This is a genomic window from Flavobacterium aquidurense, assembly GCF_001404985.1.
In the GTDB taxonomy this organism is placed as follows: domain Bacteria; phylum Bacteroidota; class Bacteroidia; order Flavobacteriales; family Flavobacteriaceae; genus Flavobacterium; species Flavobacterium aquidurense_B.
Window position 1 is genome coordinate 164,386 of the sequence record NZ_JRLF01000015.1, and the last position, 24,560, is coordinate 188,945.

At 32.1% G+C, this 24,560-nt stretch carries 24 protein-coding genes; 5 read left to right on the forward strand and 19 right to left on the reverse strand.

Annotation, left to right across the window (positions count from 1 at the left end; genetic code table 11):
• The first annotated feature begins 9 nt into the window (after positions 1-9).
• The 3 genes from RC62_RS19220 to RC62_RS19230 all read left to right on the forward strand — a co-directional run bounded on the left by RC62_RS19220 (position 10) and on the right by RC62_RS19230 (position 2,743).
• Positions 10-849 carry an ion transporter gene (locus RC62_RS19220; protein WP_055097931.1) on the forward strand — a complete coding sequence of 280 codons (840 nt, stop codon included), beginning with the start codon at positions 10-12 and terminating at the stop codon, positions 847-849.
• 153 nt (positions 850-1,002) lie between these two features.
• Positions 1,003-1,923: a tRNA (adenosine(37)-N6)-dimethylallyltransferase MiaA gene (gene miaA, locus RC62_RS19225; protein WP_055097932.1), complete on the forward strand. Its 921-nt coding sequence runs from the start codon at positions 1,003-1,005 to the stop codon at positions 1,921-1,923.
• A 76-nt stretch (positions 1,924-1,999) separates the two neighbouring features.
• A complete protein-coding gene (locus RC62_RS19230; protein WP_055097933.1) occupies positions 2,000-2,743 on the forward strand; it encodes an acyl-[acyl-carrier-protein] thioesterase in 744 nt (247 codons plus the stop codon).
• A 280-nt stretch (positions 2,744-3,023) separates the two neighbouring features.
• Here the strand turns inward: RC62_RS19230 and RC62_RS19235 are convergent, their stop codons facing one another.
• The 17 genes from RC62_RS19235 to RC62_RS19315 all read right to left on the reverse strand — a co-directional run bounded on the left by RC62_RS19235 (position 3,024) and on the right by RC62_RS19315 (position 19,923).
• On the reverse strand, positions 3,024-3,560 hold the full coding sequence (locus RC62_RS19235; protein ID WP_055097934.1) for a hypothetical protein: 537 nt from the start codon (positions 3,558-3,560) through the stop codon (positions 3,024-3,026).
• Positions 3,547-4,236, reverse strand: a complete 690-nt coding sequence (gene prfH / locus RC62_RS19240) for a peptide chain release factor H (protein ID WP_055097935.1) — start codon at positions 4,234-4,236, stop codon at positions 3,547-3,549. Before prfH ends, RC62_RS19235 begins: the two co-directional genes overlap by 14 nt.
• Positions 4,237-4,247: 11 nt before the next feature.
• Entirely contained in the window at positions 4,248-5,639 is a 1,392-nt protein-coding gene (locus RC62_RS19245) for an RtcB family protein (protein ID WP_055097936.1), read from the reverse strand.
• 2 nt (positions 5,640-5,641) lie between these two features.
• Positions 5,642-6,388, reverse strand: a complete 747-nt coding sequence (locus tag RC62_RS19250; RefSeq protein WP_055097937.1) for a hypothetical protein — start codon at positions 6,386-6,388, stop codon at positions 5,642-5,644.
• An 871-nt stretch (positions 6,389-7,259) separates the two neighbouring features.
• Positions 7,260-7,976, reverse strand: a complete 717-nt coding sequence (locus RC62_RS19255) for a response regulator transcription factor (protein ID WP_026985497.1) — start codon at positions 7,974-7,976, stop codon at positions 7,260-7,262.
• Positions 7,977-7,979: 3 nt separating this feature from the next.
• Complete coding sequence (locus RC62_RS19260) at positions 7,980-9,566, reverse strand: sensor histidine kinase (RefSeq protein ID WP_055097938.1); 1,587 nt, start codon at positions 9,564-9,566, stop codon at positions 7,980-7,982.
• Between the two features lie 59 nt (positions 9,567-9,625).
• Positions 9,626-10,222: a dephospho-CoA kinase gene (gene coaE / locus RC62_RS19265; RefSeq protein ID WP_055097939.1), complete on the reverse strand. Its 597-nt coding sequence runs from the start codon at positions 10,220-10,222 to the stop codon at positions 9,626-9,628.
• Position 10,223: 1 nt separating this feature from the next.
• On the reverse strand, positions 10,224-11,222 hold the full coding sequence (locus RC62_RS19270) for a glycosyltransferase (protein WP_055097940.1): 999 nt from the start codon (positions 11,220-11,222) through the stop codon (positions 10,224-10,226).
• 124 nt (positions 11,223-11,346) lie between these two features.
• On the reverse strand, positions 11,347-12,537 hold the full coding sequence (gene fabV, locus RC62_RS19275) for an enoyl-ACP reductase FabV (protein ID WP_055097941.1): 1,191 nt from the start codon (positions 12,535-12,537) through the stop codon (positions 11,347-11,349).
• Between the two features lie 65 nt (positions 12,538-12,602).
• Complete coding sequence (locus tag RC62_RS19280; RefSeq protein ID WP_055097942.1) at positions 12,603-13,313, reverse strand: hypothetical protein; 711 nt, start codon at positions 13,311-13,313, stop codon at positions 12,603-12,605.
• A 54-nt stretch (positions 13,314-13,367) separates the two neighbouring features.
• On the reverse strand, positions 13,368-15,020 hold the full coding sequence (gene recN, locus RC62_RS19285; RefSeq protein ID WP_055097943.1) for a DNA repair protein RecN: 1,653 nt from the start codon (positions 15,018-15,020) through the stop codon (positions 13,368-13,370).
• A gap of 54 nt (positions 15,021-15,074) precedes the next feature.
• Positions 15,075-15,959: a DUF4835 family protein gene (locus tag RC62_RS19290; RefSeq protein ID WP_055097944.1), complete on the reverse strand. Its 885-nt coding sequence runs from the start codon at positions 15,957-15,959 to the stop codon at positions 15,075-15,077.
• A 70-nt stretch (positions 15,960-16,029) separates the two neighbouring features.
• Positions 16,030-17,244 carry a bifunctional phosphopantothenoylcysteine decarboxylase/phosphopantothenate--cysteine ligase CoaBC gene (gene coaBC, locus RC62_RS19295; protein WP_055097945.1) on the reverse strand — a complete coding sequence of 405 codons (1,215 nt, stop codon included), beginning with the start codon at positions 17,242-17,244 and terminating at the stop codon, positions 16,030-16,032.
• Positions 17,245-17,255: 11 nt separating this feature from the next.
• Positions 17,256-17,573, reverse strand: coding sequence for a DNA-directed RNA polymerase subunit omega (locus RC62_RS19300; protein WP_012025451.1), 318 nt, complete (start codon positions 17,571-17,573; stop codon positions 17,256-17,258).
• 9 nt (positions 17,574-17,582) lie between these two features.
• Positions 17,583-18,377, reverse strand: a complete 795-nt coding sequence (locus tag RC62_RS19305; RefSeq protein ID WP_055097946.1) for an outer membrane protein assembly factor BamD — start codon at positions 18,375-18,377, stop codon at positions 17,583-17,585.
• Between the two features lie 136 nt (positions 18,378-18,513).
• Positions 18,514-19,395, reverse strand: coding sequence for a 4-hydroxy-tetrahydrodipicolinate synthase (gene dapA, locus RC62_RS19310; protein WP_055097947.1), 882 nt, complete (start codon positions 19,393-19,395; stop codon positions 18,514-18,516).
• Between the two features lie 15 nt (positions 19,396-19,410).
• Positions 19,411-19,923: a DUF6913 domain-containing protein gene (locus RC62_RS19315; RefSeq protein WP_055097948.1), complete on the reverse strand. Its 513-nt coding sequence runs from the start codon at positions 19,921-19,923 to the stop codon at positions 19,411-19,413.
• 47 nt (positions 19,924-19,970) lie between these two features.
• On the opposite strand from RC62_RS19315, the gene RC62_RS19320 reads away from it, so the two are divergent.
• Positions 19,971-20,750 (forward strand): 5'-nucleotidase C-terminal domain-containing protein, encoded by a 780-nt coding sequence (locus RC62_RS19320; protein ID WP_055097949.1) that lies wholly within the window; start codon positions 19,971-19,973, stop codon positions 20,748-20,750.
• A 126-nt stretch (positions 20,751-20,876) separates the two neighbouring features.
• Positions 20,877-21,788: a bifunctional metallophosphatase/5'-nucleotidase gene (locus tag RC62_RS19325; RefSeq protein ID WP_055097950.1), complete on the forward strand. Its 912-nt coding sequence runs from the start codon at positions 20,877-20,879 to the stop codon at positions 21,786-21,788.
• Here RC62_RS19325 and RC62_RS19330 read toward each other — a convergent pair.
• Both RC62_RS19330 and ligA read right to left on the reverse strand, forming a co-directional pair.
• Positions 21,774-22,469 carry a lysoplasmalogenase family protein gene (locus tag RC62_RS19330; RefSeq protein WP_055097951.1) on the reverse strand — a complete coding sequence of 232 codons (696 nt, stop codon included), beginning with the start codon at positions 22,467-22,469 and terminating at the stop codon, positions 21,774-21,776. The two genes, RC62_RS19325 and RC62_RS19330, sit on opposite strands and share 15 nt — an antisense overlap.
• Positions 22,456-24,462 (reverse strand): NAD-dependent DNA ligase LigA, encoded by a 2,007-nt coding sequence (gene ligA / locus RC62_RS19335; RefSeq protein WP_055097952.1) that lies wholly within the window; start codon positions 24,460-24,462, stop codon positions 22,456-22,458. The genes RC62_RS19330 and ligA overlap by 14 nt, the downstream gene beginning before the upstream one ends.
• Between the last annotated feature and the right edge of the window lie 98 nt (positions 24,463-24,560).

Here is a 24,560-nt window from a genome sequence, read left to right on the forward strand (position 1 = left end):
TTCGTAGATATGAAAAAAGCAAAGTCAAAATACGAAATCTTCCGCGAGAAAATCAAAATCATCCTTTATGGTACAAATACCATTTTAGGCCGCATGTTCGATTTGGTTTTATTGGGATTAATTCTATTGAGTGTTATTTTGATTATGATGGAAACGGTTCAGGGAATCAACCAAAAATATCATTATCAACTTTTTATCTGCGAATGGGTAATCACCATATTTTTTACAATTGAATATATTTTAAGGATTATTTCGATTCAAAAGCCTGTGAAATATGTTTTTAGCTTCTATGGTATTATTGACTTATTGGCTGTTTTACCTATGTATTTATCAATATTTTTTCCCGGCGCCAGCATTTTATCTATTGTTAGAGCATTGCGTTTCTTTAGATTGTTCAAGATTTTACATATTCCGCAGATTTCACATCAATCTATACAACTTCGCGAAGCGATTGAAGCCAGTAAAGAAAAAATCCTAGTTTTTATTTATTTCGTCCTCATAAGTACTATAATCATAGGCTCGATAATGTACTTGGTCGAAGGCAGAACATCAGGTTTTACCAGTATTCCCATGAGTATTTACTGGACCATTGTAACCCTGACAACAGTAGGTTATGGCGATATTTCTCCTCAAACTCCGTTAGGTCAATTTATAGCAGCTTTAGTTATGATTTTAGGTTATGGAATTATAGCCGTACCTACAGGAATTGTAACTGCTGAATTCGCAAAAAGCAGCCTTAAAAATAATGCTGTCGGCACTAAAAAAACATGTACAAAATGTAATTCACAAGTGCATTTTGACAGCGCAAAATATTGTTACCAATGCGGAACTGAATTACCTGCTAATTAATTTAAGAAGCTGTTTCCAGCTGTACATTACAACTCCTCCTTATCTTTGTTGTTTTTCTAAGGCATAAAAGGAGCTTCTAAAGTCGCTCTTTTATACCAAAAAAAACGAACAAATATAAGTCCGGGGTTTTCATTCCCATCCGGGCTAAAAAATATGAAACACTTAATTACCATCGTCGGACCAACTGCTATAGGCAAAACTGCCTTAAGTATTGCTCTGTCCCAACATTTTAAATGCGAAATAATATCTTGCGACAGCCGTCAGTTCTTTAAAGAAATGACAATTGGCACAGCAGTTCCAAATCACGAAGAATTACAAGCCGCTACCCATCATTTTATTCAAAATAAATCTGTTTTTGAAAATTACACCGTTGGCGACTATGAAAAAGAAGCCCTTATTAAATTAGAAGAGCTATTTCAAAACAACGATTTCGCTATTCTTATTGGCGGTTCAGGATTGTATGTTGACGCCATTTTAAAAGGTTTCGATGAATTTCCTGAGATTAATCCCGAAATACGTGCAGAAGTAAATTCAAACTACGAAAAATTCGGAATAGAATATCTTCAGGAACAATTGCATCTTTTAGATCCGGATTATTATCAAAAAATAACTCTTGAAAATCCGCAAACACTTCAAAACCCGCAACGAATGATGCGTTTTGTAGAAGTTTGTATTGGAGCTCAAAAACCATATTCATCATTTCTAAATCAAAAGAAAAACAATCGAAACTTTGCTCCTGTTTTAATTGGTTTAGATGCTGATAGACAAATTATTTATGACCGAATCAATCAACGTGTTGATATTATGATGAACGAAGGTTTATTAGAAGAAGCAAAAGCATTATATCCTCATAAAACATTAAATGCATTACAAACTGTGGGATATAGAGAATTATTTAGTTATTTTGACGGAGATTTTTCATTGCCTTTTGCCATCGAAGAAATCAAGAAAAATACCAGACGTTTTTCTAAAAGACAACTCACCTGGTTTAAAAGAAATGAAGCCACAAAATGGTTTGATTATGCCACAGATAGAAAAGAAATTATAGAATATGTAGAAAATTCATTAAAGTAAAATAAAATCTATTCTCTATACTCTGTTCTATTCTCTAGAAAATCTAAAATCAACAATCTAAATTCTAAAATTACCAATGCCTATATCTCCTAATTTCACATCGGTTTTAAGCAAAGACTGGGAAATCAATTTTACACAATGTACACCAAATGGCTTTCTAAAATATACTGACTTATGTAATATTTTGCAACTAACAGCAGCTGCACATTCAGAAGTTGGCGGTATCAGCTTTTTTGACATGCAGGAATTTCACCAAGCCTGGGTTTTAAGCCGCATGCGCGTTGAAGTTATCTCTTTACCAAAATGGCAGGATATTGTCACGGTAAAAACATGGATCAATAGTTTAGAAAATTCACGTTCTGTTCGTGCACTTGAAATGTATGTAAACGGAAAAAAGATCGTAGGATGCGAAACCTATTGGGCGGTTTTTAATACACAATCGCGTCGTCCGGAGCCTCTTGCTTTACCATACGAGCATTTCGAATTATTTCCTGAAAACAGAGCAACAACCGAAGGTTTTTCTAAGATAAATATCAATCATGAAAAAGAAGCGATATTTGAAAAAACAGTTTATTTATCTGATTTGGATATCGTAAATCACGTCAACAATGTCAAGTATCTGGAATGGTGTCTGGATCATGTTGATGAAAAAAGAATTTTGAAACAAGAAGTAAAAAGTTTTGAAATGAATTTTATGAAAGAACTGTCTTTGAAAGATCAGGTTGTAATTCATGAAAGTGAAGATGGTCAAAATACATCAAGATTTAGTATAACAAAAGGCGAGAAAACGTGTTTTGCTTTAGAATTGCATTGGAAATAACATATTATTCCGCAGATTTAACGGATTAGACAGGTTTACACCGATTTATTTTTAATTCGTGACAAAAAACTATGCATTTCAAATAAATAACAATCAAAATCTGTGTAGTCCCTACGGGACAAATATTTTTTTTCAATACATTTTCTATCACTATATAATCTCTCCGAGATACTTCTTCAAATGCTTTAAACCAATACTCCGTTAGGAGTTAAATATTGATAAAAAAAAAGCGATGCATTCCATTTCGTGAAATCCATCGCTTTTAGTTTTAAATCAAAAATCATTTTGACTTCTTTTTTGAATCTTTTTTTAATTTCTTTGACTTCTTTTTATTTTCAACTAAGTCAATTTTACCTTTAATTCTCTTGTCTACATCAGTAATATCAGAATCAAAACCAAATTGCAAAAAGTGAAGTTTAGCATTTTTAATTGCTGCTAATGCGTTTTTAAATTCATGCTGAGCTTCATAAAGTATTGCTTTCTTTAGATAAATCTCAGATTTATTAATTCCTTTTATGGTCAAAGCAAAATCAATTAACTTATGAGCTTCTTTATAATCTTCGTTCAAAATCAAAGTCTGCAAATAATGAGGATAAACTTCAAGAGCATTAATATTAATCGCTAAAGCTTCCTGAAAATAATGCTTTGCCTCTTCATAATTCCATAATTGCTCTGCTTGAATTCTACCATATAAACACAAAACCATTGTGTTTTTGGCATCATATGAAAAAGCAAAATCTAAAGATTCAATGGTTTCTTCAAGCGAATACGGATAACTATCCAGAGCTTGAAAAAGGTATTTATCAATTGTTTTCATTTCGTAAATCTGTTTTTAATTTCTGACGAGTTCCTTTGTAACTTTTCTCCACTTTATTTTTTTTGAAATCAGTTCCGGTAAAAACTCTAACAGGATTCCCACGCTGAATATTCAGTTGATTTTCCCATTGTTTTCCAACATAATTTTTAAGCTGTTGCAAAGTTTCGTCTTCTAGTTTTTTTAATAATCGTTCTGTTGCGAGTTTTTTGTTTTGGTGTTGTGATCGACTATCCATCGACACGACTGCAATCCCGGTTGGAATATGAGTCGCTCTAATAGCCGAACTCACCTTATTAACATGTTGTCCGCCGGCACCGGAACTTCGCATCGCCTGATACTGAATATCGTTTTCTGAAATTGATGCGTTTTTTTGTGCTTCAATCTCAAAAATGCCAATAAACCAATTTTTACGCTTGTGCATTTTCCTAAACTGACTCTGACCAATCCACTGAATAGTTCCAATCCATGAATTTGCAAATCTTTCAGCATTTTTTCCTTTTATAGAAATTGTTGCCGTTTCAACTGTTCCGTTTTCCTCGCCAACTTCTCTTTGAAGCAAAGTAGTTTCTAATTGTTGTTCTTGTGCTTCTTCCAAAACTTTTTTAAGCACCTGGACAACAACCCAAGTGCATTCTGCAGGTCCACGACCCGCTGTTATCTGAATAATTTTTTCCATTTTTTAATTTCTTATCGGTCCATTCTAACGATTTTAGGTGTAAAAGTTCCCAGAACTTCCACCAAATCTGTCTGATTTCCCATTACTTTTGTAATATCTTTATAAGCCATTGGTGCTTCATCAATATTTCCACCAATCAAGGTTACATCATTTGCTTTTAGCACTTTTTTGATTTCACTTTGTGTAAAAGTGGCTTTGCATTTCGCTCTTGAAAACAAACGTCCCGCTCCATGCGAAGCCGAGTTTAAACTCTCTGCATTTCCTTTGCCTTTTACAATATATCCCGGAGCGGTCATCGATCCCGGAATAATCCCTAACTGCCCTTCTGCAGCTGGAGTTGCACCTTTTCTATGCACAATGCATTCTTGTCCGTTTACCATTTCTTTCCATGCAAAATTGTGATGATTTTCAATTGTAACCACTACTCTTTTCCCGATTGCTTTAGCGATTCGTCTATGAATATCATCGTGACAGGCTTTTGCATATTCTCCAGCTAAATTCATTGCCAGCCAATATTCCTGACCATCGTGTGTATTCAAATCGAGCCAAGCCAAATGCTGCACATTTTTTGGTAACGGACATTGTTTTGTTGCTAAATAAGTATAATGTTTCGCAATATTTGCCCCTAAGCCTCGTGAACCACTATGTGATAAAACAGCAAAATATTCACCAACACCCAACTTCCATTCATTCTCTGGATTGTCGATTTTGGCGATTCCAAATTCTACAAAGTGATTTCCTCCGCCAGAACTTCCTAATTGTTTGTAGGCTTTTGGTAAAAGATTTTTCAATAACGGAATATCCTGAAACTCGCTTTTGTAAAAAACTTCGTGATCTGCTTTTGTAGCATGTGTTTCGTTCATTCCGAATTTGGTATTGTCTTTTAAAATGGCCTGTAACTGATGTTCTTTTCCTTTGAAATGCGAAGCGGGTAAATCGAAAATCGATAAACTCATTCGGCAACCAATATCAACGCCAACTCCATAGGGAATAACGGCATTATCTGTTGCCAAAACACCTCCAATTGGCAATCCATAACCTGAATGAGCGTCTGGCATTAAAGCTCCTGCAACTGAAATTGGCAGTTTTAAAGAATCATACAACTGAAATTTAGCCTGCTGATCGATTCCATTTTCTCCAAAAATGGTAAAAGGAGCTCTTGTTGTTTTCAACTGATGCATACGTACCTGAACCGGATTTATCAGTCCTTCCGCCACTTTACCCCAGGTTCCGTGTCCTTCAAACTTTTCAGGATAAAGTAAAACCTCTTTCGCTTCTGTTAGAATAGATTCTTTTTTCTCTCTTTTTCTATATCTGTTTATTTGCCCCAAGGCAATATTTATTGAATTGTTTTTTGGAAAGCCTAACTTAATCAGGTCTTTTCCGGATAATTTATTTCCCATGATTATATCATTTCGTCTATATATTGCTGATACAATACATGCAGACTTTTATTTTTAATTGGGCTTATCTCTCGTGGATTTTCTTTTTGATAATAACTCCAACGATAAGAAAAACCATCTACTAGTTTGTTTATCTTATATCTTAAATTAAGATTAGTAATGTAATTGTCCAGAACCTGAATTTCACTTTCTAAATCTTCATCAACCATTTTTGTATGCGTTATCAAATACGGTTTAATGCGAAATACATAACGCCATGGTTCATTAAATACATAATGAATTTTATAACGTTTACAATTAGGACACCATCGTTCCCTTTTATAAAAATGCTTTTTCTCTTTTTCTGTTAATGCTAGTTTTGGACTTCTCCATTCTGATTCAGAAAACTCTTTTACTGTTTGAAGCTTTTCGACATACACATGTTTTCTCTTCCTTTTTTTCTTTTTCTTAAAAGATTTTTCAGAAGAATGCTGCCATGTATTTATCTTTTCAAGCAATGTGCTATAAAAAGACGCATCATTTGATCTTACTATATCTTCCCTTAAAACAAAACTGCGCTCCCAACCTTTTTGATAAGGCATTGCCAAAGGAACCAATGGCAAATTTTGTCGTTTTTTCCAGAGTTCAACTTCCAGCTTTCTTAATTGAATTAATTGTTTTTCAAAATCTTCTTTTACTAATCTTTTCTTTGTTCTTTTATTTTTAAAGCGAGAGCACAAAGCATACTCTTCTGCTGTATAATTTTCCATTAAAAATTATAGTGCATTAAATTAATAGCCAAAACAGGCTACAGCATTTTATCCGTACGGATAAATATAAAATCGATTATTCGGGAAAATTTGAAGTGTCTAGAATAAAAAAAGCCCGAAACTAAATGTCTTCGGGCTTTTTTATATATCTAAAAATGAATTTCTAAGATTGAAATAAGCCACGAAGAAGTGCTGCACCAAATTTATTTGATGTGAAGCTTTGAGATGATAATGTAAATACAGACATTTTTCTTCGTTATTAAAGGGTTATTACTTTTTTCGTGTGCAAATATTCAGAATACTTTTTTGATTTTCCAAATTTATTTTAAAGAAAATTCATCTAAAAAAAATATAGCACATTTTTCAAATCTTGAAAAACCATATTATCTACTTGAAAACTAAAGTCCTAGCCCTGATAGAAGCGACATCCTTTTTATCCGTTTTTCACGGATAAAAAGATATAGCGAATAGCAGGAATAGCTCCAAATTACAAGAAAAGTCAAGAATTAAATTCCAAATTCCAATTATTCTCGCGGTATTTGTCATTTCGACGAAGGAGAAATCCTCACCAGAAACTCCGTCTCGAATAGCACCAATCTCTGGTTAGATGCACTGCAGTGCATCTCTACAGTAAAACTGTGGAAGATTTATAGATGAAGCAAATCATAGAGACGGACTGCAGTGCGTCTACACAAAGAGAATTCCTAAATCTTTGTCTACTTAATAGTGTGATTTCTCCTTCGTCGAAATGACAAGATTGTGCAAAAATCAGTAATTATAAAAAATAATGGCATTTTTTTATAATTAAATCCACAAAAAAAGCCCTGATTTCTCAGGGCTTTATGTTTTTGTTTTTGTGAATTTTGTTTTTTTATTCTGTCACTTTGCTTTTAACAACTAATCTAAAACCTTCACCGTGAATGTTTAAGATTTCAACATCTTCATCTGCTTTTAGGTATTTTCTAAGTTTAGCGATGTAAACGTCCATACTTCTTGAAGTAAAGTAGTTATCATCTCTCCAAATTTTTGTTAAGGCTAATTCTCTTGGCATTAAGTCATTTTCATGAAGAATTAACATTTTAAGCAATTCGTTCTCTTTTGGAGATAATTTTATTGGCTCGTCGTTTTCAAACGTTAAGAATCTAAGTTTAGAATTTAAGTGGAATTTACCAATATTAAATTCAAACTGAACTTGTTCCGCTTTTGTATCCGCAGATTTTCTTTGAATAATAGCTTTGATTTTCATTAATAAAACTTCTGAATCAAAAGGTTTATTCAAGTAATCATCAGCACCTGCTTTGTATCCTTTTAGCACATCTTCTTTCATAGATTTTGCTGTTAAGAATATAATGGGCACTTCACTATTTTTTTCTCTAATTTCTTTGGCTAAAGTATAACCATCTTTATAAGGCATCATTACATCAAGAATACATAAATCATACACATCTTTCTTGAACTTCTCAAAACCTTCCATACCGTTTTTAGCTAAAGTAACTTCAAAGTCATTTAACATTAGATAATCTTTAAGAACTGCCCCAAAATTAAGGTCATCTTCTACTAAAAGTATTCTTTTGTTATTATTTTCCATATTTTAATTTATTAATGGTATTTTTATTATAAAGGTGCTACCTTTTCCTTTTTCGCTTTCAACATATACTTGTCCATTGTGATCTTCTACTATTCTTTTTACATAAGCCAGACCTAAACCGTGTCCTTTTACATTATGTAAATCTCCTGTATGTTCTCTGTAAAACTTCTCAAAAACTCTTTTTTGAGCTACTTTACTCATACCAAGACCATTATCTTTTACTTTTATCAAAATCATGTCTTTGACATTTTCTGTAAAAATTTCAATTTCAGGAATATCAGGTGAATATTTTATAGCATTTTCTAAAATATTAACCAACACATTTGTAAAATGCACTTCGTTGATTAAACACGTTGTTCTTGCTGCATTTAAGTGCTTTACAACTGTTCCGTGTCTGTCTTCCAGAATTAAATTTACGTGCTCAATTGCATCATCGATTATATCGTGAATAGCCGTTGGCTCTTTTGTAATATCCAATTCTCTTTTTTCAAGCTTAGAAATACGAAGAACGTTTTCTACCTGAGCGTGCATTCTTTTATTCTCATCCCGAATCATTTGCAGATATCGAAATACTTTTTCTTTATCTTCAATAATTTTAGGGTTCTTAATAGCATCAAGTGCTAAATTTATTGTTGCAATTGGAGTTTTAAACTCATGCGTCATATTATTTATAAAATCAGTTTTGATTTCAGAAATATGTTTCTGACGCAATAATTGATTCAACGCACTTGTATAGGCAACTATGATAATTAATGTAAAAATTATTGATAGTATTGTAATACTCAACAATTCAGACAGTAAAAATTTCTTTTTGTGAGGAAAAGTTATGAATAACTCATATTTACTATTTCCTTCGTTATCTGTATATATAGGAACATGATAGCTTGCATCTTTATCATAATGAAATCCGTCTGATTTAACCTTTGTTGCAAGGCCGCTATTAAGGACTCCATATTCAAACTTGGTTTTTACACCATATTCTTCCAGTTCTTTCTTTAAAAGTTTTTGAAGCTTATCTTTTGTAATTCTTCCTTCTATAGGTGTCAAAGAAGCAATATCTTTATATTGAATTTGCTGCTGTACTTTATTTAAGATATCTAAACTACCTGATTTTTCGATTTTTAGATCCGGAATTATACTTTGTCCCAGACTATTATTATCGATTCCGTTATTATTGTTATAAACTTCAGTTACTCTTTTAGAACTGAAATTCTTAAATCTCTCACTGCTGAATTTTTTATTAAATAGTGAACCATTAATATCGTAATCCTCAGAGGTAAGTGTATTCGAGTATACTATCGTTTTATTTGTTTTTGTATTTCTCTGAACATAGAGTACTTCAAGCAGATCTTCTTTTTTAGGAGTTTTACCAGTACTGTCTTTTATACGATTGTATTTGTCGTAAAAACTATATTCTTCTTGTTGTTCCAGTTTGTCAGCAACATTACCTATTACTTGTGTAACATGATATTTAAATTGCTCATCATTATTTTTGAACGAAGAATTGAACCAATATACCTGGACAAGAATAATCCCTATTAAGGACAAACTCATCAATAAAACAAGTATTCTAAAAAATAATTTATTCATCGAAACAAAATTAATATTTTAACAATATACTAAATAATACATTAACCAAATATTAACATTTAAGACTGATTTTGTTTTATATTTAAAATTTTAAGAATTTTAACAACTTCTTCTTTAGCAATTTTAAGATTACTGTTATTTATTACAAAATTGCTCAAAGAAATTCTTTTTTCGTCATTCCATTGCATTTTCATTCTGCTTAAAACTTGTTCGCGTGTGATATTATCCCGCTTAACAACTCTTTCAATCCTGATTTCTTCGGGTGCAGTAACAGTTACAATTACATCGCATTCTTTATAGCGGCCACTTTCAAACAAAATTGCGGCTTCATAAATTACATATTCATGTTTTTTATTCTCTAGCAACCACAATTCAAAATCTTTTTTTACAGCTGGATGAACAATGCTATTTAACTTGGCTAATTTATCCGCATTATTAAATACAATTTCGGCCAATTTTGACCTGTTTAAAATCTCCTTTTCAAAAAGAGAATCCCCAAAAGTTGTTTTTATTTGCTGTATAATATCTGCAGACTGCATTACTTTTTTAGCCGCATCATCAGCTATATAAACAGGAACTCCCATTTCTGCAAAATAGTTTGCAATAGTGGTTTTTCCGCTTCCTATTCCGCCTGTTAAGCCAATAACTTTTGTCATATTATACTTTAAAAAACATACGAGGAAAAGCTTCTTGTGGTTTTTTCTTTAAAAGAATAATTTTTATGAAAGATTTTAAAAATCCCGTACCATAACCATAAAACTGTTTCCAGACTGCAATTACAGATAAGTATCCAATTTTAATGCTTTTGTTCTGAACACTTGCTGTAAGAAAAATGATAACGAAATATACGAAATATATTTGTAATAATATATCAATATTGAAAATTAACAGTAAAAAAGCTAATAATAGACCTAGTATAAATACTGATGGAAAAAAGAAAGTTAACTTATTATGCTCTGGATACCAACTATTTAATATAGGTCTTGCTATACCAAATTTATTTACCTGAATAGAAAATTTTTCCCAGTCTATCCTGCGTTTATGATAAACATAAGCCTCAGGAAACAATCTGGTTTCAAATCCCAGGTTCCATAAACGAATAGAAAGATCAGGATCTTCTCCGGGATGAATGTTTCCAAAACCTTTTGAAGCTTCAAATGCTTTTTTTGAAATCCCCATATTAAAACTTCTAGGCTGGAATTTATTGATTTTTTCAGATCCACCACGAATTCCACCTGTAGTAAGAAAAGAGGTCATTGCAAAATTAATAGCTTTCTGAATATCAGAAAAACTGTCTAACGCTTTATCAGGGCCACCAAAACAATCTACATAATCTGCATTTAGTGCTTTTCGAACTTCTGTTAAATAATTGGATGGAATAATACAATCCGAATCAAAAATGATAAAATAATCACCACGTGCTTTTTGCATTCCGAAATTCCTTGAATCTCCTGGACCCGAGTTTTCTTTGAAATAATATGAAATATTCAATTTTCCCTGATACGTCATCACTACATCTTTACACGGTATTGACGAACCATCTTCAATAAGAACAATTTCAAAAGCTTCATTATAATCAGATTTTGACAGACTTTCTAAAAGTTCATCAACTTCATCTGGACGATTATACACGGGTATAATTAAAGAAAAAATCATAACGGGATGTGCGGTATTAGAGTGGCAATTTTTTAAATTCAAAATTTTAACAAAGATATGTTATATTCATAAAAAAACCATCAACTTTTGGTTGATGGTTTCCTATTTATAGTAATTCTTTTATCTACTTGATACTTTCGATTTCAACAACTTCATTTGCCTCTGCGCTGTAATCTACTCCTGCAAATTCAAATCCAAAAAGATTTAGAAAATCATTCTTATATCCTGCTAAATCTCCAATTGCAGGTAATGTTTCAGTTGTAGCCTCTAACCAAAGTTTAGCCACTTTTTCCTGAACATCATCACGCATTTCCCAATCATCAATTCTGATTCTCCCTTTTTCATCTACAGGAACTTCAGATCCATTATACAATCTGTCTTTAAACAAACGTTGGATTTGCTCAATACAACCTTCGTGAATTCCTTCTTCTTTCATAATTTTATACAAAAGAGAAATATATAATGGAATAACCGGAATTGCAGAACTTGCTTGTGTAACCAATGCTTTGTTTACAGAAACATATGCTTTTCCTCCTATTGATTTCAAACTGTCTGTGATCGAGAATGCAGTAGCTTCTAAATCATCTTTTGCACGGCCAATTGTACCTTTACGGTAAACTGCTTCTGTCAATGATGGCCCAATGTATGAATAAGCAACTGTTGTAGCTCCTTCAGCCAATAAATTTTCATCTTTTAAAGCATCAATCCACATAGCCCAGTCTTCACCACCCATTACCGCTACAGTATTAGTGATATCTTCCTCATTTGCCGGAGCAATCGAAACTTCTGTTACGTTTCCGGTATGAAAATCTACTGTTTTATTGGTAAAAGTTTGTCCGATCGGTTTCAAAACTGAACGGTGCAATACTCCTGTAACCGGATGTTGACGTACAGGTGAAGCTAAACTGTAAATTACAAGATCAACCTGACCTAAATCAGCTTTTATTAAATCTAAAGTTTGTCTTTTTATTTCATTAGAAAAAGCATCTCCATTGATACTTTTTGCATATAAACCTGCTTTGTGAGCTTCTGTTTCAAATGCAGCAGAATTATACCACCCTGGTGAAGCTGTTTTACCTTCTACTGGTGGTTTTTCAAAAAATACTCCAATAGTTGCAGCATCAGATCCAAAAGCACTTGTAATTCTTGAAGCTAATCCAAAACCTGTAGAAGCACCAATAACCAATACTTTTTTTGCACCTGCAATTGGTCCTTTTGATTTTATATACTCTATTTGATTTTTAACATTTTGCTCGCTACCTTTTGGGTGTGATGTCAAGCAAATAAATCCTCTCATTCTAGGTTCTATAATCATAATCTATATTATTTCAATTTAATTTGATCTAAATTCTTATTATATTGAGACACTTTTAAGCATCTTTATTGTATAATTTTTACAATATTCTCTCTAACTGATAAAATGTCTATTTTTTTATCTTTACAGTCAATTTGAGTACCGTTATATTTTTCAATAAGCAAATTTAAATCATTACATTCTCTAATGAAATTAAACTCTTTCTTATCAACGTCGAAAATAATCCCTTTCAAGGTGTTCAAATTTGCTCCTATTACTCCGCCTACTGCTCCACCACTACCATAGGCAAAAGCTTTAGACCAGCCATTTGCAAAAGGTCCTTCTAAATACAAAAACTTTCCGTCATTTAAAACTCTGTGATAGGAATTAGGATTATCCCCAGACATATTATGATCTTCTTTTGAAGCAAACTTTTCAAAATATCTTTGTTGAATATAAAGACTACCATTATAAGATATCGCAAAATAATCTGTAATTCTAACGTCATTTTTTTTCCAGTAAAAAAAAGCATGATCCACCACTGCATCTTTTTCTATTGACTTTCTCGAACCAACAATATTTCTTCTTTCCAGCGCATCCCCCATATATATAAATTTCTTTTCAAGAAAATCATCAAATGTTTTATACACACCTTCAGGATAATTTTTTATCAAATATAAAGTATTGTTAGCCTCTGTAGATTTTGGTTCTAATATCGTAGTGGAAACTAAATCTTGTGCTTTAATTTGAATTACGCAAAAAAACAAAAAACAAGTAACTGATAATTTTTTCAACATCTAATTATTCTGGTTTTATTACTAAAGTTAGTCGGGCAAATATAATTTAAATATTTAATTTAATAATTCTTTTGCGTGATTTAATACCGAATCAGAGATGTTTGCTCCTGATAACATTTGAGCAATTTCTATAACTCTTTCGTCCTGAGACAATAGCTTTAATTCTGATTGCGTATCGTCATCAACTGTAGATTTAAAAACTTTAAAATGAGAATCTCCTTTAGCTGCGATTTGTGGTAAATGTGTTATCGCAAAAATCTGCATTGTAGTACTCATTTCTTTCATGATCTCTCCCATTCTGATAGCAATTTCTCCAGAAACCCCTGTATCAATTTCATCAAAAATTAGTGTTGGTAATTTTGAATATTGTGCTAAAATTGCCTTAACTGCCAACATAATACGTGACATCTCACCGCCTGATGCTACTTTTTTAAGTAAACCAAAATCAGTTCCTTTGTTTGCTGAAAATAAAAATTGTAATTCGTCTTTTCCGTTTTGAAAATAACTTTCTGATGGTAAAAGTTCCATATTAAAACGAACATTTGGCATTCCTAATGTTTCTAAAATTGAAATCAATTTTTGAGATAAAACTGGAATTGCATTGGTTCTGTTTTGATGTATTGCTGCTGCAAAAGCATCTAACTCAATACCTTTTTGATCTATTGCTTTGGATAAAACAGCTATCTCTTCTTCAATATTATCAAGTTCCAATAGTGTATTTCCTAAATTCGCCTGAATTTCAATTAGTTCATCAACAGAGGTTACCTGATGCTTTTTTTGTAAGTTATAAATCAATTGCAATTTTTGACTTACCAGTTCTAATTGCGCAGGATCATTCAATAATTTTTCTGAAGCATTTTGCAATTCTTTCGAAATATCATCAAATTCAATCGCCAGACTTGTAATTCTTTCAAATACACTTTGATATTCTGGAGAAAAAAGGGCGATTTTTTGCAAAGCTGTTTTGATTTCATTTAGATTATGAAAAACTCCAAACTGCTCTTCATTAGCAATCACTAACGATTTATCAATAGCTTCTTTTATAATTTCGACATTATTTAATTTCTCAAAATCAGCTTCTAATTCTTCCTGTTCTCCTGATTTTAATTTAGCTGACACCAATTCATTCAATAAAAAAGTATTATACTCTTGCTCTTTTCCTGAATCGCTTTGTTTTTTCAACAAAGCATTTAATTTGGATTTATCCGCTTTATATGATTTTAGTACTTTTTGATAAGATTGAATAGTATCAAAATTATTTGCAATTGCATCAATTATTTTGAATTGAACACCTTCATCTGAAAGTTCATGAGTTTGTTGTTGCGAGTGAATATCGATCAAAAACAAACTTAAATCTTGTAATTCCTGAAGATTTACAGGACTGTCATTTATAAACGCGCGTGATTTTCCTGAAGGCAAAATTTCTCTTCTAATGATGGTTTCATCTTCATAATCAAGATCATTTGTTTCAAAAAACTCTTTAAGATTGTATTTAGAAATTTCAAAATGTGCTTCGATTACACATTTCTCTTCTTTATTTTTCAACGAAGTTAAGTCGGCTCTTTTTCCTAAAACCAATCCTATTGCACCCAATATAATAGATTTACCAGCACCCGTTTCACCTGTAATTATAGAAAAACCTCTTGAAAAATCGATAGTGAGTTTTTCAATCAGGGCATAATTTTTAATCGACAAGGACGTAATCATAAGGAAATTGTGTAAGTATAAAAATTAGTAAAAGAAAGTAAATTGAATAATCAATTAAAATTTAATCTGAGACCATTTAGTAGAATTCAAAGGCGACACTTTATTCAGCACATCTGTTAAGTCTCCTACAGGAATGCTAGGTCCTCCTGAAAAAATAGAAACTATTTCATCTGATTTTGCATCAAAAAATACTCGGGTCAAAAAAGCATTAGGCTTAACCGAATTCAATTTTCCGATGGTAAGTATTGCTGCTTTAATTTTTTCTTTGGATGTTTTTAAATCAAGGCTCATTCCATCTAAACCAGTGTGATAAGCATACATAGTCTGACGTAAATCACTATACATTGGCGAGGTCATATCGTTTATTAAATAATAACGATTCTGAAGTCCATCAGATTGGCTCCAACCTTTAAACCCGCCTTGTTGAGCAACATTAGCAATATTTTGAGCAGTTTCAAGATACTGATTTCCTGCTCCCATTTGAAAGGTATCTGCATCCATTGCTAAAATCAAATAACTGTAGAAAGAAACTACAGAAACTAAATTTGATTCAAAAGTAGTTGGATTAAACAACAAAGGTTCGTATTCTGTATATCTAAAATTAAAATCCTTATCGTTAAAATTAAATACCGGCGAAGAATAGGTCGAGTTATAGATCAATCGGGATGATTGTACCTGAATTGTACCAGTAAATTGATCTGAACTATTTGAAGACAACGTAATATACATCGAGCAATTGATTCGCTCGTTTTGTTTTAAAACTGATCCAGTCCAGTCTGTTTTATTTACAAATTCAGATAAAGATGTCTGAAGTGTTTTAAAAACTTGCTGATTTGGATTTGGCAACCTTTCAGTGTTAATAGTTACAGTACAATTTAACTGTTGTGCTTGTGTAAAGCCAAAAATGAAAAAAGCGAAAAGTGCAACTATTTTATTCATGTGAATGATACTATTTGGTTTAGCAGTAATAGATTTTACTACCCTTGCTTTAAGTTTTTATTCTAAATTGTTACGATTTAAAAAAATGCGCAATCACTTTATTTAAAATATCAACTGCAACAGATTCTTTTGCTTTTAATTCCATTGGTTCGATTTTAAAGTTCTGATCAATAAAAGTCACTTTATTCGTTTCTTTCTTAAAACCGGCACCTTCATCTTGTAAGGAATTTAAAACAATCAAATCTAAGTTTTTTTTCTGAATTTTCAACTTAGCATTTTCAATTTTATTTTCAGTCTCTAAAGCAAACCCTATTAAATACTGATCTTTTTTGATTGCTCCCAGCGATGCTAATATATCTTTTGTTTTTTCCAGTTCTATTGAAAATTCTTCTGATGCTTTTTTTATCTTTTGCAAAGCTACAACTTTAGGCCTGTAATCTGCCACCGCTGCAGCTGCAATAGCCACATCAACATCATTAAAATGCAAATGACAGGCATCATACATATCCTGGGCTGAAATTACATTAATAACTTCTATTGAACTGTTTTTCGCTTTGTAATGCGTTGGACCTGAAACCAGGATTACCTCTGCACCCAGACTAGCAGCCTGATTAGCAATATCAAACCCCATTTTCCCTGAAGAATGATTTCCTATAAAACGCACAGGATCTATAGCTTCGTATGTTGGACCTGCAGTAATTAGTATTTTTTTTCCTTTTAGCGGTAGTTTACTTTCTAAATCAGCTTCAAGAAAAGCAATGATATTTTCAGGTTCCGCCATTCGGCCTTCACCGGATAAACCACTTGCCAATTCTCCATTTTCAGCAGGAATCATTATATTGCCAAACTGTTTTAAAGCAGCAAAACTAGATAAAGTAGAAGGATGCTTGTACATATCCAAGTCCATTGCAGGAGCAAAATAAACAGGACATTTAGCTGATAAATAAGTAGCTATTAAAAGATTATCACAGTTTCCTGTAGCCATCTTGGATAATGTGTTCGCTGTCGCAGGAGCAATTAAGATTAAATCAGCCCAAAGTGCTAATTCAACATGATTGTTCCAAACGGCATCTTCATCATCCTGATTAAAGAAACTGGAATGTACAGGATTTTTTGATAACGTAGATAACGTAAGTGGGGTTACAAAATCCTTAGAAGCAGGTGTCATGATCACTTGGACATGTGCACCTGCTTTTATAAAAAGTCGTACTAATGAGGCTGTTTTATAGGCTGCAATTCCACCAGAAACACCCAGTAAAATTTTCTTCCCGTTTAAAACTGACATTATACTATATATTATTTATTTGAATTTCTGTGGTAAGTTTTACCGTCTAACCATTCCTGAACTGCTAAAGCGTGTGGTTTTGGTAATTTTTCGTAAAATTTAGAAACTTCAATTTGCTCTTTATTTTCAAAAACTTCTTCAAGACTGTCATTATATGTAGCAAACTCTTCTAATTTCTCAGTTAATTCTTTTTTAATTTCAGAATTAATTTGATTTGCTCTTTTAGCCATAATGGTAATTGCCTCATACACATTTCCTGTTGGCTCTTCAATAACTGTTTTATTGTATGTTATTGTATTTACAGGAGCATTCGTCTTTTTTAAATCCATGACTTTATTTTATTTAGTAAATTTTTGTAAATCTGTTTCTACTCTGGCATTCATTTCGTCTGCCTCTTTTTTATATTTTGTAGCGCTATTAAACTTAATTAAGTTGTTATAAGCCACTTTTGCAACATTTAAACGTTCTTCCATTTTTGCAGGAATACTATTTATTGCCAATTTATATGCTGAATCGTATTTGTAAAACAAAGCATCTTCTTTAAAAGGCGTTCCGGGAAAATCAGCTATAAAGTTATCAAATGCAATTAATGCTGATTTATAATCTGAAATTGTATTGTATCCTTTTGCATTTTCGTATGCTTTTTTCTCTAATTTTCCATTCAAAATTTTCACAGATTCATTAGCCTGAGCAATGTATTCTGAATTTGGATAATTATCAATAAAAGCTTGTAATTTCTCTAATGCTTTTTGTGTATCTGTTTGATCTAAACTATAAACCGGAGCTAGTTTTGAATAGCTGTAAGCTCCTAAAAAGGCAGCTTCCTGTACTTTTTCACTACGCGGGTAACCTGAAACAAAACTTTCGAACTGATAACCTGCTAAATAATATTGTTTTGATTTGTAATAAGACTGAGCAAACATATAAAACAGTTTTTCTGCCTGTGGCTTACCTCTATATGAAGGCGCTAATTGTTCAAAAAGTCGAATGGCTTTTGAATATTTACCAGCATCATACATTTTTGTCGCCACATCAAATTTGGCTGCAACATCTTCATTTTTTAATGCTTTTTGATATTCACTACAAGAACAAAAAAGGACAACAACAATTAATAGAGATACTATTTTTTTCATTTTCTTACTTTTATTATGATTTCTTAGACAATTATGCCAAAGCAAAATCACACCGAAGTTCCGGTGGCAAATTTAGTTATTAATTTAGCTACTACAAAATATTTTTTGGTATAATAAAATACCGGCAATCTCACTCTTATTTTATGCTGTTTTTTACAAATTCATTCAATCTTTCTGCCAGAGAATCATCAACGCTTACTAATGGCAAACGAACTGTGTTCTCAGCAATACCAAGGGCTTGAAAGACTTGTTTGATTCCTGCGGGATTTCCCTGCTCAAAAATCATATCAATACAATCTGATAAAAAGTACTGAGTTTTAAACGCTTCACTTACCTTTTTATTTAAACCTAAACGTATCATTTCTGTAAATTCTTTTGGAAAACCTTGTCCGATAACCGAAATTACACCTGCTCCACCGGCTAAAACAATTGGCAAAGCTATCATATCATCTCCTGAAATTACAAGAAAATGTTTTGGTGCATTTTTAATCAATTGCAAAGCCTGGGCCATATCACCTGCAGCTTCTTTTATTGCTACAATATTACTAAATTCATTTGCAAGACGAATTACAGTAGATGGCAGCATATTACTGGCCGTTCTTCCCGGAACATTATAAAGGATAACCGGAATTGGAGATGCCTCGGCAATAGCTTTAAAATGCTGATAAATTCCTTCTTGTGTAGGTTTATTATAATAAGGAGAAACAGAAAGTATGGCTTCAAAAGCAGAGAAATCCCCGGTTTTTAATTCCTCAACAATTTGCATTGTATTATTACCTCCAACTCCAAGTACCAAAGGCAACCTTCCTTTATTTACATCGATTACAGTAGTAATAACCAATTCTTTTTCGGCTTGTGTCAGGGTAGCATTTTCTGCTGTTGTTCCCATAACTACAAGATATTCAACTCCACCGTCTATCGAAAAATTAACGATACGCTGCAAAGCTTCGATATCAATTGAAAAATCTTTTTTAAATGGGGTTACAAGCGCAACACCAGTTCCTATTAATGATTGCATATTCTAATTTATATTTTATTTTATACTCTTTAAATATTTAAACAATTCGTGAACGAAAAGTTTGTAATTCTCTATTGCGGTATCAATCATCCATCGATTTAAATCTTTATCTACAGATGCAAACCCCACTTTGAACTTTGCTTTCGATTTATTGGTTATCATCATCAAAATGGCTGTTTCGATATCATAATAACTAATCAAAAGATCAAATTCTGTCTCTATAAATTCATTTAGAAAAACTGATGTAATTTCTCCATTCCAATTGATATGTTTTTTACCAAAAGCAGGCAGAGAATACGTTTCTTTTTCTTTAAATTTACTCCTATACGCAACAATTTTTATGTTTTGAAGTGCTATTCCCTGCAAAACTATTTCGTTTACTAACTCCTTTGAATGTATAAAATTACTCTCATCAATCAGCAAACCAATTGTTTGTATATTGCTTGTAAAGACTTCGTTTTTGAAATTATTCAAGTTATTATTTAATGTTTTTTTTACAAAAAATTCCTTTATATAATTTAAAAACATAGTACTTTTGCCAGATTACAAAATTAATTATTTAAGTCGCATTTAAGATGGTAAAACTAAAAAAGTATAACGGATTTTTAAAACTTTTTGTTATATTCTTAACACTTTTTTTCATATTATCCTGCAGTCAGAAAAACTACAATTTGACTAAGATAGAAGGAAAACAACTCCCAATCACTGAAAAAGGTAATGAAACCCCAAAAATTGAAGCTTTTATTAAACCTTATCGCGATCATATTAATAAGGATTTAGACAGCGTTCTTGCCTATTGCCCTGAAACGCTTGATAAAAGTACCGGAAAATGGCAAACCAGTATTGGTGATCTTCTGGCTGATGTTTGTGTAGAGAGAGGGAATCTTGTTTTTAAAGCAAGAGAGAAAAAAAGTATCGATTTATGTTTATTGAATCATGGGGGTATACGAGCAATTTTACCAAAAGGAAATGTTACTACAAGAACTGCTTTTGAAATTATGCCTTTTGAAAACAATCTTGTTGTAATAGGCTTAAAAGGTTCTCAGATTCTTGAAATTACTTCTTATATTATTAAGGTACAAAAAGCACAACCATTATCCGGAATGACTTTTACGATTGCAAAAGATAAGACTGCAAAAAATATTCTAATTCAGGGAAAGCCTCTTGACTTAAACAAAGTATATTATGTAGCAACAAATGATTATTTAGCAAACGGTGGTGATAGTATGACTTTTTTCGCAAAAGGTGTTGAAAAATTTGATTTGAATTATAAACTTCGAAATGTACTGATTGATTATTTTAAACAAGTTGATACAATTCCGGTAGCAAAAAATATCAGAATAACAGAAGAATAATAAACAATTAAGAAAAAAGTCCGCCACGAATTACACAAATTTGCACGAATTAAAAAATGCTGATTTATAAAAATTCCTGACAAATCGCTAACAAATACAATATCGTTTCCGCAAAAAATATATAAAATGAAAAGAAGAGAATTTATCGAAAAAACAGCTGCAAGTACTGCCTTATTAAGTTTAGGTTTGTCATTAAGCAGCTTTGAAACCAGCGATATTAAACACTTAACAATTCTACATACAAACGATGTTCACAGCCATATTGATCCGTTCCCGGCTGATGATCCTCGTAATCCTAATAAAGGTGGTGTTTCTCGCAGGGCAGCGCTTATCGAAACAATTCGTCAGGAAAATCCAAATGTTCTTTTGCTGGATGCAGGAGATATTTTTCAGGGAACCCCGTATTTTAACTATTATGGTGGTGAACTAGAGTTTAAGTTGATGAGTATGATGAAATACGATGCATCGACAATAGGAAATCATGATTTTGATAATGGACTTGATGGTTTGCACGCGCAAATGCCACATGCCACTTTTGAATTTATTAATTCAAATTATGACTTTAAAAACACGGTGATGGACGGACTTGTGAAACCGTATAAGATCTTTTATAAAAACGGAATTAAGGTTGGTGTTTTTGGTGTAGGTATCGAACTTGCGGGATTGGTCGACAAGCAGCTTTATAAGGAAACGGTTTATAATAATCCTGTAGAAATTGCTCAGGATATGACACAATTATTAAAAAAACAAGAAAAATGTGATTTGGTAATTTGTCTTTCCCATTTAGGATATAAATACAAGGACGACGAAGAAAAAATCAGTGATTTGAAATTTGCTGAGTTAACTCAGGATATCGATCTAATTATTGGCGGACACACGCATACTTTTTTAGATAAACCTACAATTGTAAAAAACAAAGCGGGACAGGATGTTTTAGTAAATCAAGTGGGTTGTTACGGAATAAATTTAGGCCGAATAGATTTTTACTTTGATAAGGATAAAGCGCACACTAATCAAGGTAAATCAATTATTGTGTAATGCCTTTTTTCGAATTTTGGCTTTTTCTAGAAAGTACTTCACCATAAAGAAATAAGCCAAAATTTGAGTTACATCCCGAATTAAAACCAATACGATTGAATAGGAAAAGTATTCATTGAAAATATAAAATATATCCGAAAATATATAGCTAATCGCCATTAATGACATTAAAAGGGTAATATGTGTTCCTTTAGTTATATAATTTACAAACGCAAAGTAACTCAAAATACTTAACACGATTCCGTACAAAGTATACAATACATTAAATTTCTTCATGTTATCTGATTGCAGGCTTAGTACTGAAACCAGCAGATAAACAATAAATATAACTATTATAGAAACGGGCAGAATATCTTTTCGCCTGAGTTTAATTTTTTCGTTATCTACTATTATCAGTTTTAAGATCAGGATGTAAACAATTAAAAAACTCACAACGCCTCCAATCTCAGAAACTTCAACATCCATTAAATCAAAAACCTGACCTACAAAGCAAAACAGAAACACTAAACTTTGTATTTTATTTATTTTAAATTCACTGCTTATTAAAAAATAAATAAAAATTGCAGGAAGTACAATAGTTTTAGCATAAAGTGCATAAAAATCCTGTTGTGTACAATCAAAAATAATGGTACACAGTAGCGCTGTAAAGAATAAAATCAAAGACGGTTTATTCGCTTTCATTCAATTTTTTTATAAAATCTTCTTCTGATAATATAGGAATATTTAATTTATTTGCTTTTTCTAATTTTGCCGGTCCCATATTATCTCCTGCAACTACAAAATCAGTTTTAGCAGAAATTGAACTTCCTACTTTACCTCCGTTATCTTCGATTGTTTTCTTTAAATCGTCTCTTGAAAATTGTGCAAAAACCCCCGAAACTACAAAAGTTTTACCTATAAATTTATTGGTAGCATTTGGGTTAATTTTTTCTACAATTTCAAATTGAACTCCATAACTTTTAAGGCGTTCAATTATTTTTTTATTTTCTTCGTTTTCAAAAAATTCGATGACACTTTTTGCAATTCTTTCTCCAATTTCATCAACCAAAATCAAATCCATTAAAGAAGCCTGACTTAAGGCGTCGATATTTTTATAATGCTTAGCTAATTTTTTAGCCACTGTTTCACCCACAAAGCGGATTCCTAGTGCAAAAAGAACACTTTCGAACGGAATTTCTTTTGATTTCTCTACACCATTTACCAGATTTTCGGCAGATTTTTTTGCCATTCTTTCCAGGTGCAAAATATCGTCTACTTTTAGTTCGTATAAATCAGCATAATTATGAACCAGATCATTTTTAAAAAGTAAAGCAACAGTTTCTCCTCCAAGACCTTCAATATCCATGGCTTTTCTTGAAATGTAATGTTGGACTCTACCTATGATTTGTGGAGGACAGCCATAGAAATTAGGACAATAATGATTTGCTTCGCCTTCGGTTCTCACTAATTCAGTCTGGCATTCCGGACAATGTGTGATGTAATGTGTAACTTCTGAATTTTCAGGGCGTTTTGACAAATCAACTGCGATAATTTTTGGAATAATCTCGCCTCCTTTTTCAACAAAAACAGTATCATTTATTCTGATATCTAATTTTTCTATTTGATCTGCATTATGCAAAGAAGCTCTTTTTACAATTGTTCCTGCCAATTGTACTGGCGCTAAATTAGCTACCGGTGTTATTGCTCCGGTGCGGCCTACCTGATATGTTATGGAATTTAGTTTTGTCGAAACCTGTTCTGATTTAAATTTGTAAGCAATGGCCCAACGTGGCGATTTTGCTGTGTAACCTAATTCTTCCTGATGTTGTATACTATTAACTTTTACAACAACTCCATCCGTTTCATATGGTAAATTATGGCGATGAACATCCCAATAATCTATAAAGTCAAAAACTTCTTGCATGTTATTGACTAATTTCGCTTCGACAGGTACTTTAAATCCCCATTTTCTGGCAGATTCCAGTCCTTCAAACTGAGATGAAAAAGGTAAATTATTTCCGGTTACAAAATACAGCAAACATTCTAACGGACGTTTTGCAACCTCAGCGCTGTCTTGTAATTTTAAACTTCCTGAAGCTGTATTTCTTGGGTTTGAATAGGGCGTTTCTCCTATTTCTATTAATTCCTGGTTCATTTTTTCGAAACCGGCAAATGGCAAAATAATTTCTCCTCTAATATCAAATCTTTCCGGATAATTTCCTTTTAGTTTTAACGGGATTGATTTTATGGTTTTGATATTATTGGTTACCTCATCTCCCTGAAAACCATCACCACGAGTTAGGGCTTGCACCAATTTTCCGTTTTCATACGTGATGCTTATCGATGCTCCATCATATTTTAATTCGCATGTATACTGCAAATTCACGTTTCCTAAAACTCTCTGGATTCGGTTTTCCCAATCAAGCAAATCTTCTTTAGAATATGAATTATCCAAAGAATACATACGGTATTGATGTGCAATTGTTTTGAAGTTCTTGGTTACCATTCCTCCCACTCGCTGAGTTGGCGAATGTTCGTCAAAAAATTCAGGATGTTTATTTTCTAAATCCTGAAGTTCTTTTAGTTTAATATCAAAATCGTAATCAGAAATTGTGGCATTATCTAATACATAATAATTGTAGTTATGTTGATTAAGTTCGTCTCTTAAAGTCTGAATTGTTTCTTGAATACTCATAAAATATTAAAATACTGGAGGTTGTGTTTTTGAATAACTGAATCTCAAAATTAGGATTATTTTTGTTGAAAAACAGTAAAAAAAGAAACTTTTACAAA

Excerpts from the sequence above, each read along its gene's own strand:
- RC62_RS19220 (WP_055097931.1), top strand. The coding sequence starts at position 10 with ATGAAAAAAGCAAAGTCAAAATACGAAATCTTCCGCGAGAAAATCAAA.
- miaA (WP_055097932.1), top strand. The coding sequence starts at position 1,003 with ATGAAACACTTAATTACCATCGTCGGACCAACTGCTATAGGCAAAACT.
- RC62_RS19230 (WP_055097933.1), top strand. The coding sequence starts at position 2,000 with ATGCCTATATCTCCTAATTTCACATCGGTTTTAAGCAAAGACTGGGAA.
- RC62_RS19235 (WP_055097934.1), bottom strand. The coding sequence starts at position 3,560 with ATGAAAACAATTGATAAATACCTTTTTCAAGCTCTGGATAGTTATCCG.
- prfH (WP_055097935.1), bottom strand. The coding sequence starts at position 4,236 with ATGGAAAAAATTATTCAGATAACAGCGGGTCGTGGACCTGCAGAATGC.
- RC62_RS19245 (WP_055097936.1), bottom strand. The coding sequence starts at position 5,639 with ATGGGAAATAAATTATCCGGAAAAGACCTGATTAAGTTAGGCTTTCCA.
- RC62_RS19250 (WP_055097937.1), bottom strand. The coding sequence starts at position 6,388 with ATGGAAAATTATACAGCAGAAGAGTATGCTTTGTGCTCTCGCTTTAAA.
- RC62_RS19255 (WP_026985497.1), bottom strand. The coding sequence starts at position 7,976 with ATGGAAAATAATAACAAAAGAATACTTTTAGTAGAAGATGACCTTAAT.
- RC62_RS19260 (WP_055097938.1), bottom strand. The coding sequence starts at position 9,566 with ATGAATAAATTATTTTTTAGAATACTTGTTTTATTGATGAGTTTGTCC.
- coaE (WP_055097939.1), bottom strand. The coding sequence starts at position 10,222 with ATGACAAAAGTTATTGGCTTAACAGGCGGAATAGGAAGCGGAAAAACC.
- RC62_RS19270 (WP_055097940.1), bottom strand. The coding sequence starts at position 11,222 with ATGATTTTTTCTTTAATTATACCCGTGTATAATCGTCCAGATGAAGTT.
- fabV (WP_055097941.1), bottom strand. The coding sequence starts at position 12,537 with ATGATTATAGAACCTAGAATGAGAGGATTTATTTGCTTGACATCACAC.
- RC62_RS19280 (WP_055097942.1), bottom strand. The coding sequence starts at position 13,313 with ATGTTGAAAAAATTATCAGTTACTTGTTTTTTGTTTTTTTGCGTAATT.
- recN (WP_055097943.1), bottom strand. The coding sequence starts at position 15,020 with ATGATTACGTCCTTGTCGATTAAAAATTATGCCCTGATTGAAAAACTC.
- RC62_RS19290 (WP_055097944.1), bottom strand. The coding sequence starts at position 15,959 with ATGAATAAAATAGTTGCACTTTTCGCTTTTTTCATTTTTGGCTTTACA.
- coaBC (WP_055097945.1), bottom strand. The coding sequence starts at position 17,244 with ATGTCAGTTTTAAACGGGAAGAAAATTTTACTGGGTGTTTCTGGTGGA.
- RC62_RS19300 (WP_012025451.1), bottom strand. The coding sequence starts at position 17,573 with ATGGATTTAAAAAAGACGAATGCTCCTGTAAATACAATAACATACAAT.
- RC62_RS19305 (WP_055097946.1), bottom strand. The coding sequence starts at position 18,377 with ATGAAAAAAATAGTATCTCTATTAATTGTTGTTGTCCTTTTTTGTTCT.
- dapA (WP_055097947.1), bottom strand. The coding sequence starts at position 19,395 with ATGCAATCATTAATAGGAACTGGTGTTGCGCTTGTAACCCCATTTAAA.
- RC62_RS19315 (WP_055097948.1), bottom strand. The coding sequence starts at position 19,923 with ATGTTTTTAAATTATATAAAGGAATTTTTTGTAAAAAAAACATTAAAT.
- RC62_RS19320 (WP_055097949.1), top strand. The coding sequence starts at position 19,971 with ATGGTAAAACTAAAAAAGTATAACGGATTTTTAAAACTTTTTGTTATA.
- RC62_RS19325 (WP_055097950.1), top strand. The coding sequence starts at position 20,877 with ATGAAAAGAAGAGAATTTATCGAAAAAACAGCTGCAAGTACTGCCTTA.
- RC62_RS19330 (WP_055097951.1), bottom strand. The coding sequence starts at position 22,469 with ATGAAAGCGAATAAACCGTCTTTGATTTTATTCTTTACAGCGCTACTG.
- ligA (WP_055097952.1), bottom strand. The coding sequence starts at position 24,462 with ATGAGTATTCAAGAAACAATTCAGACTTTAAGAGACGAACTTAATCAA.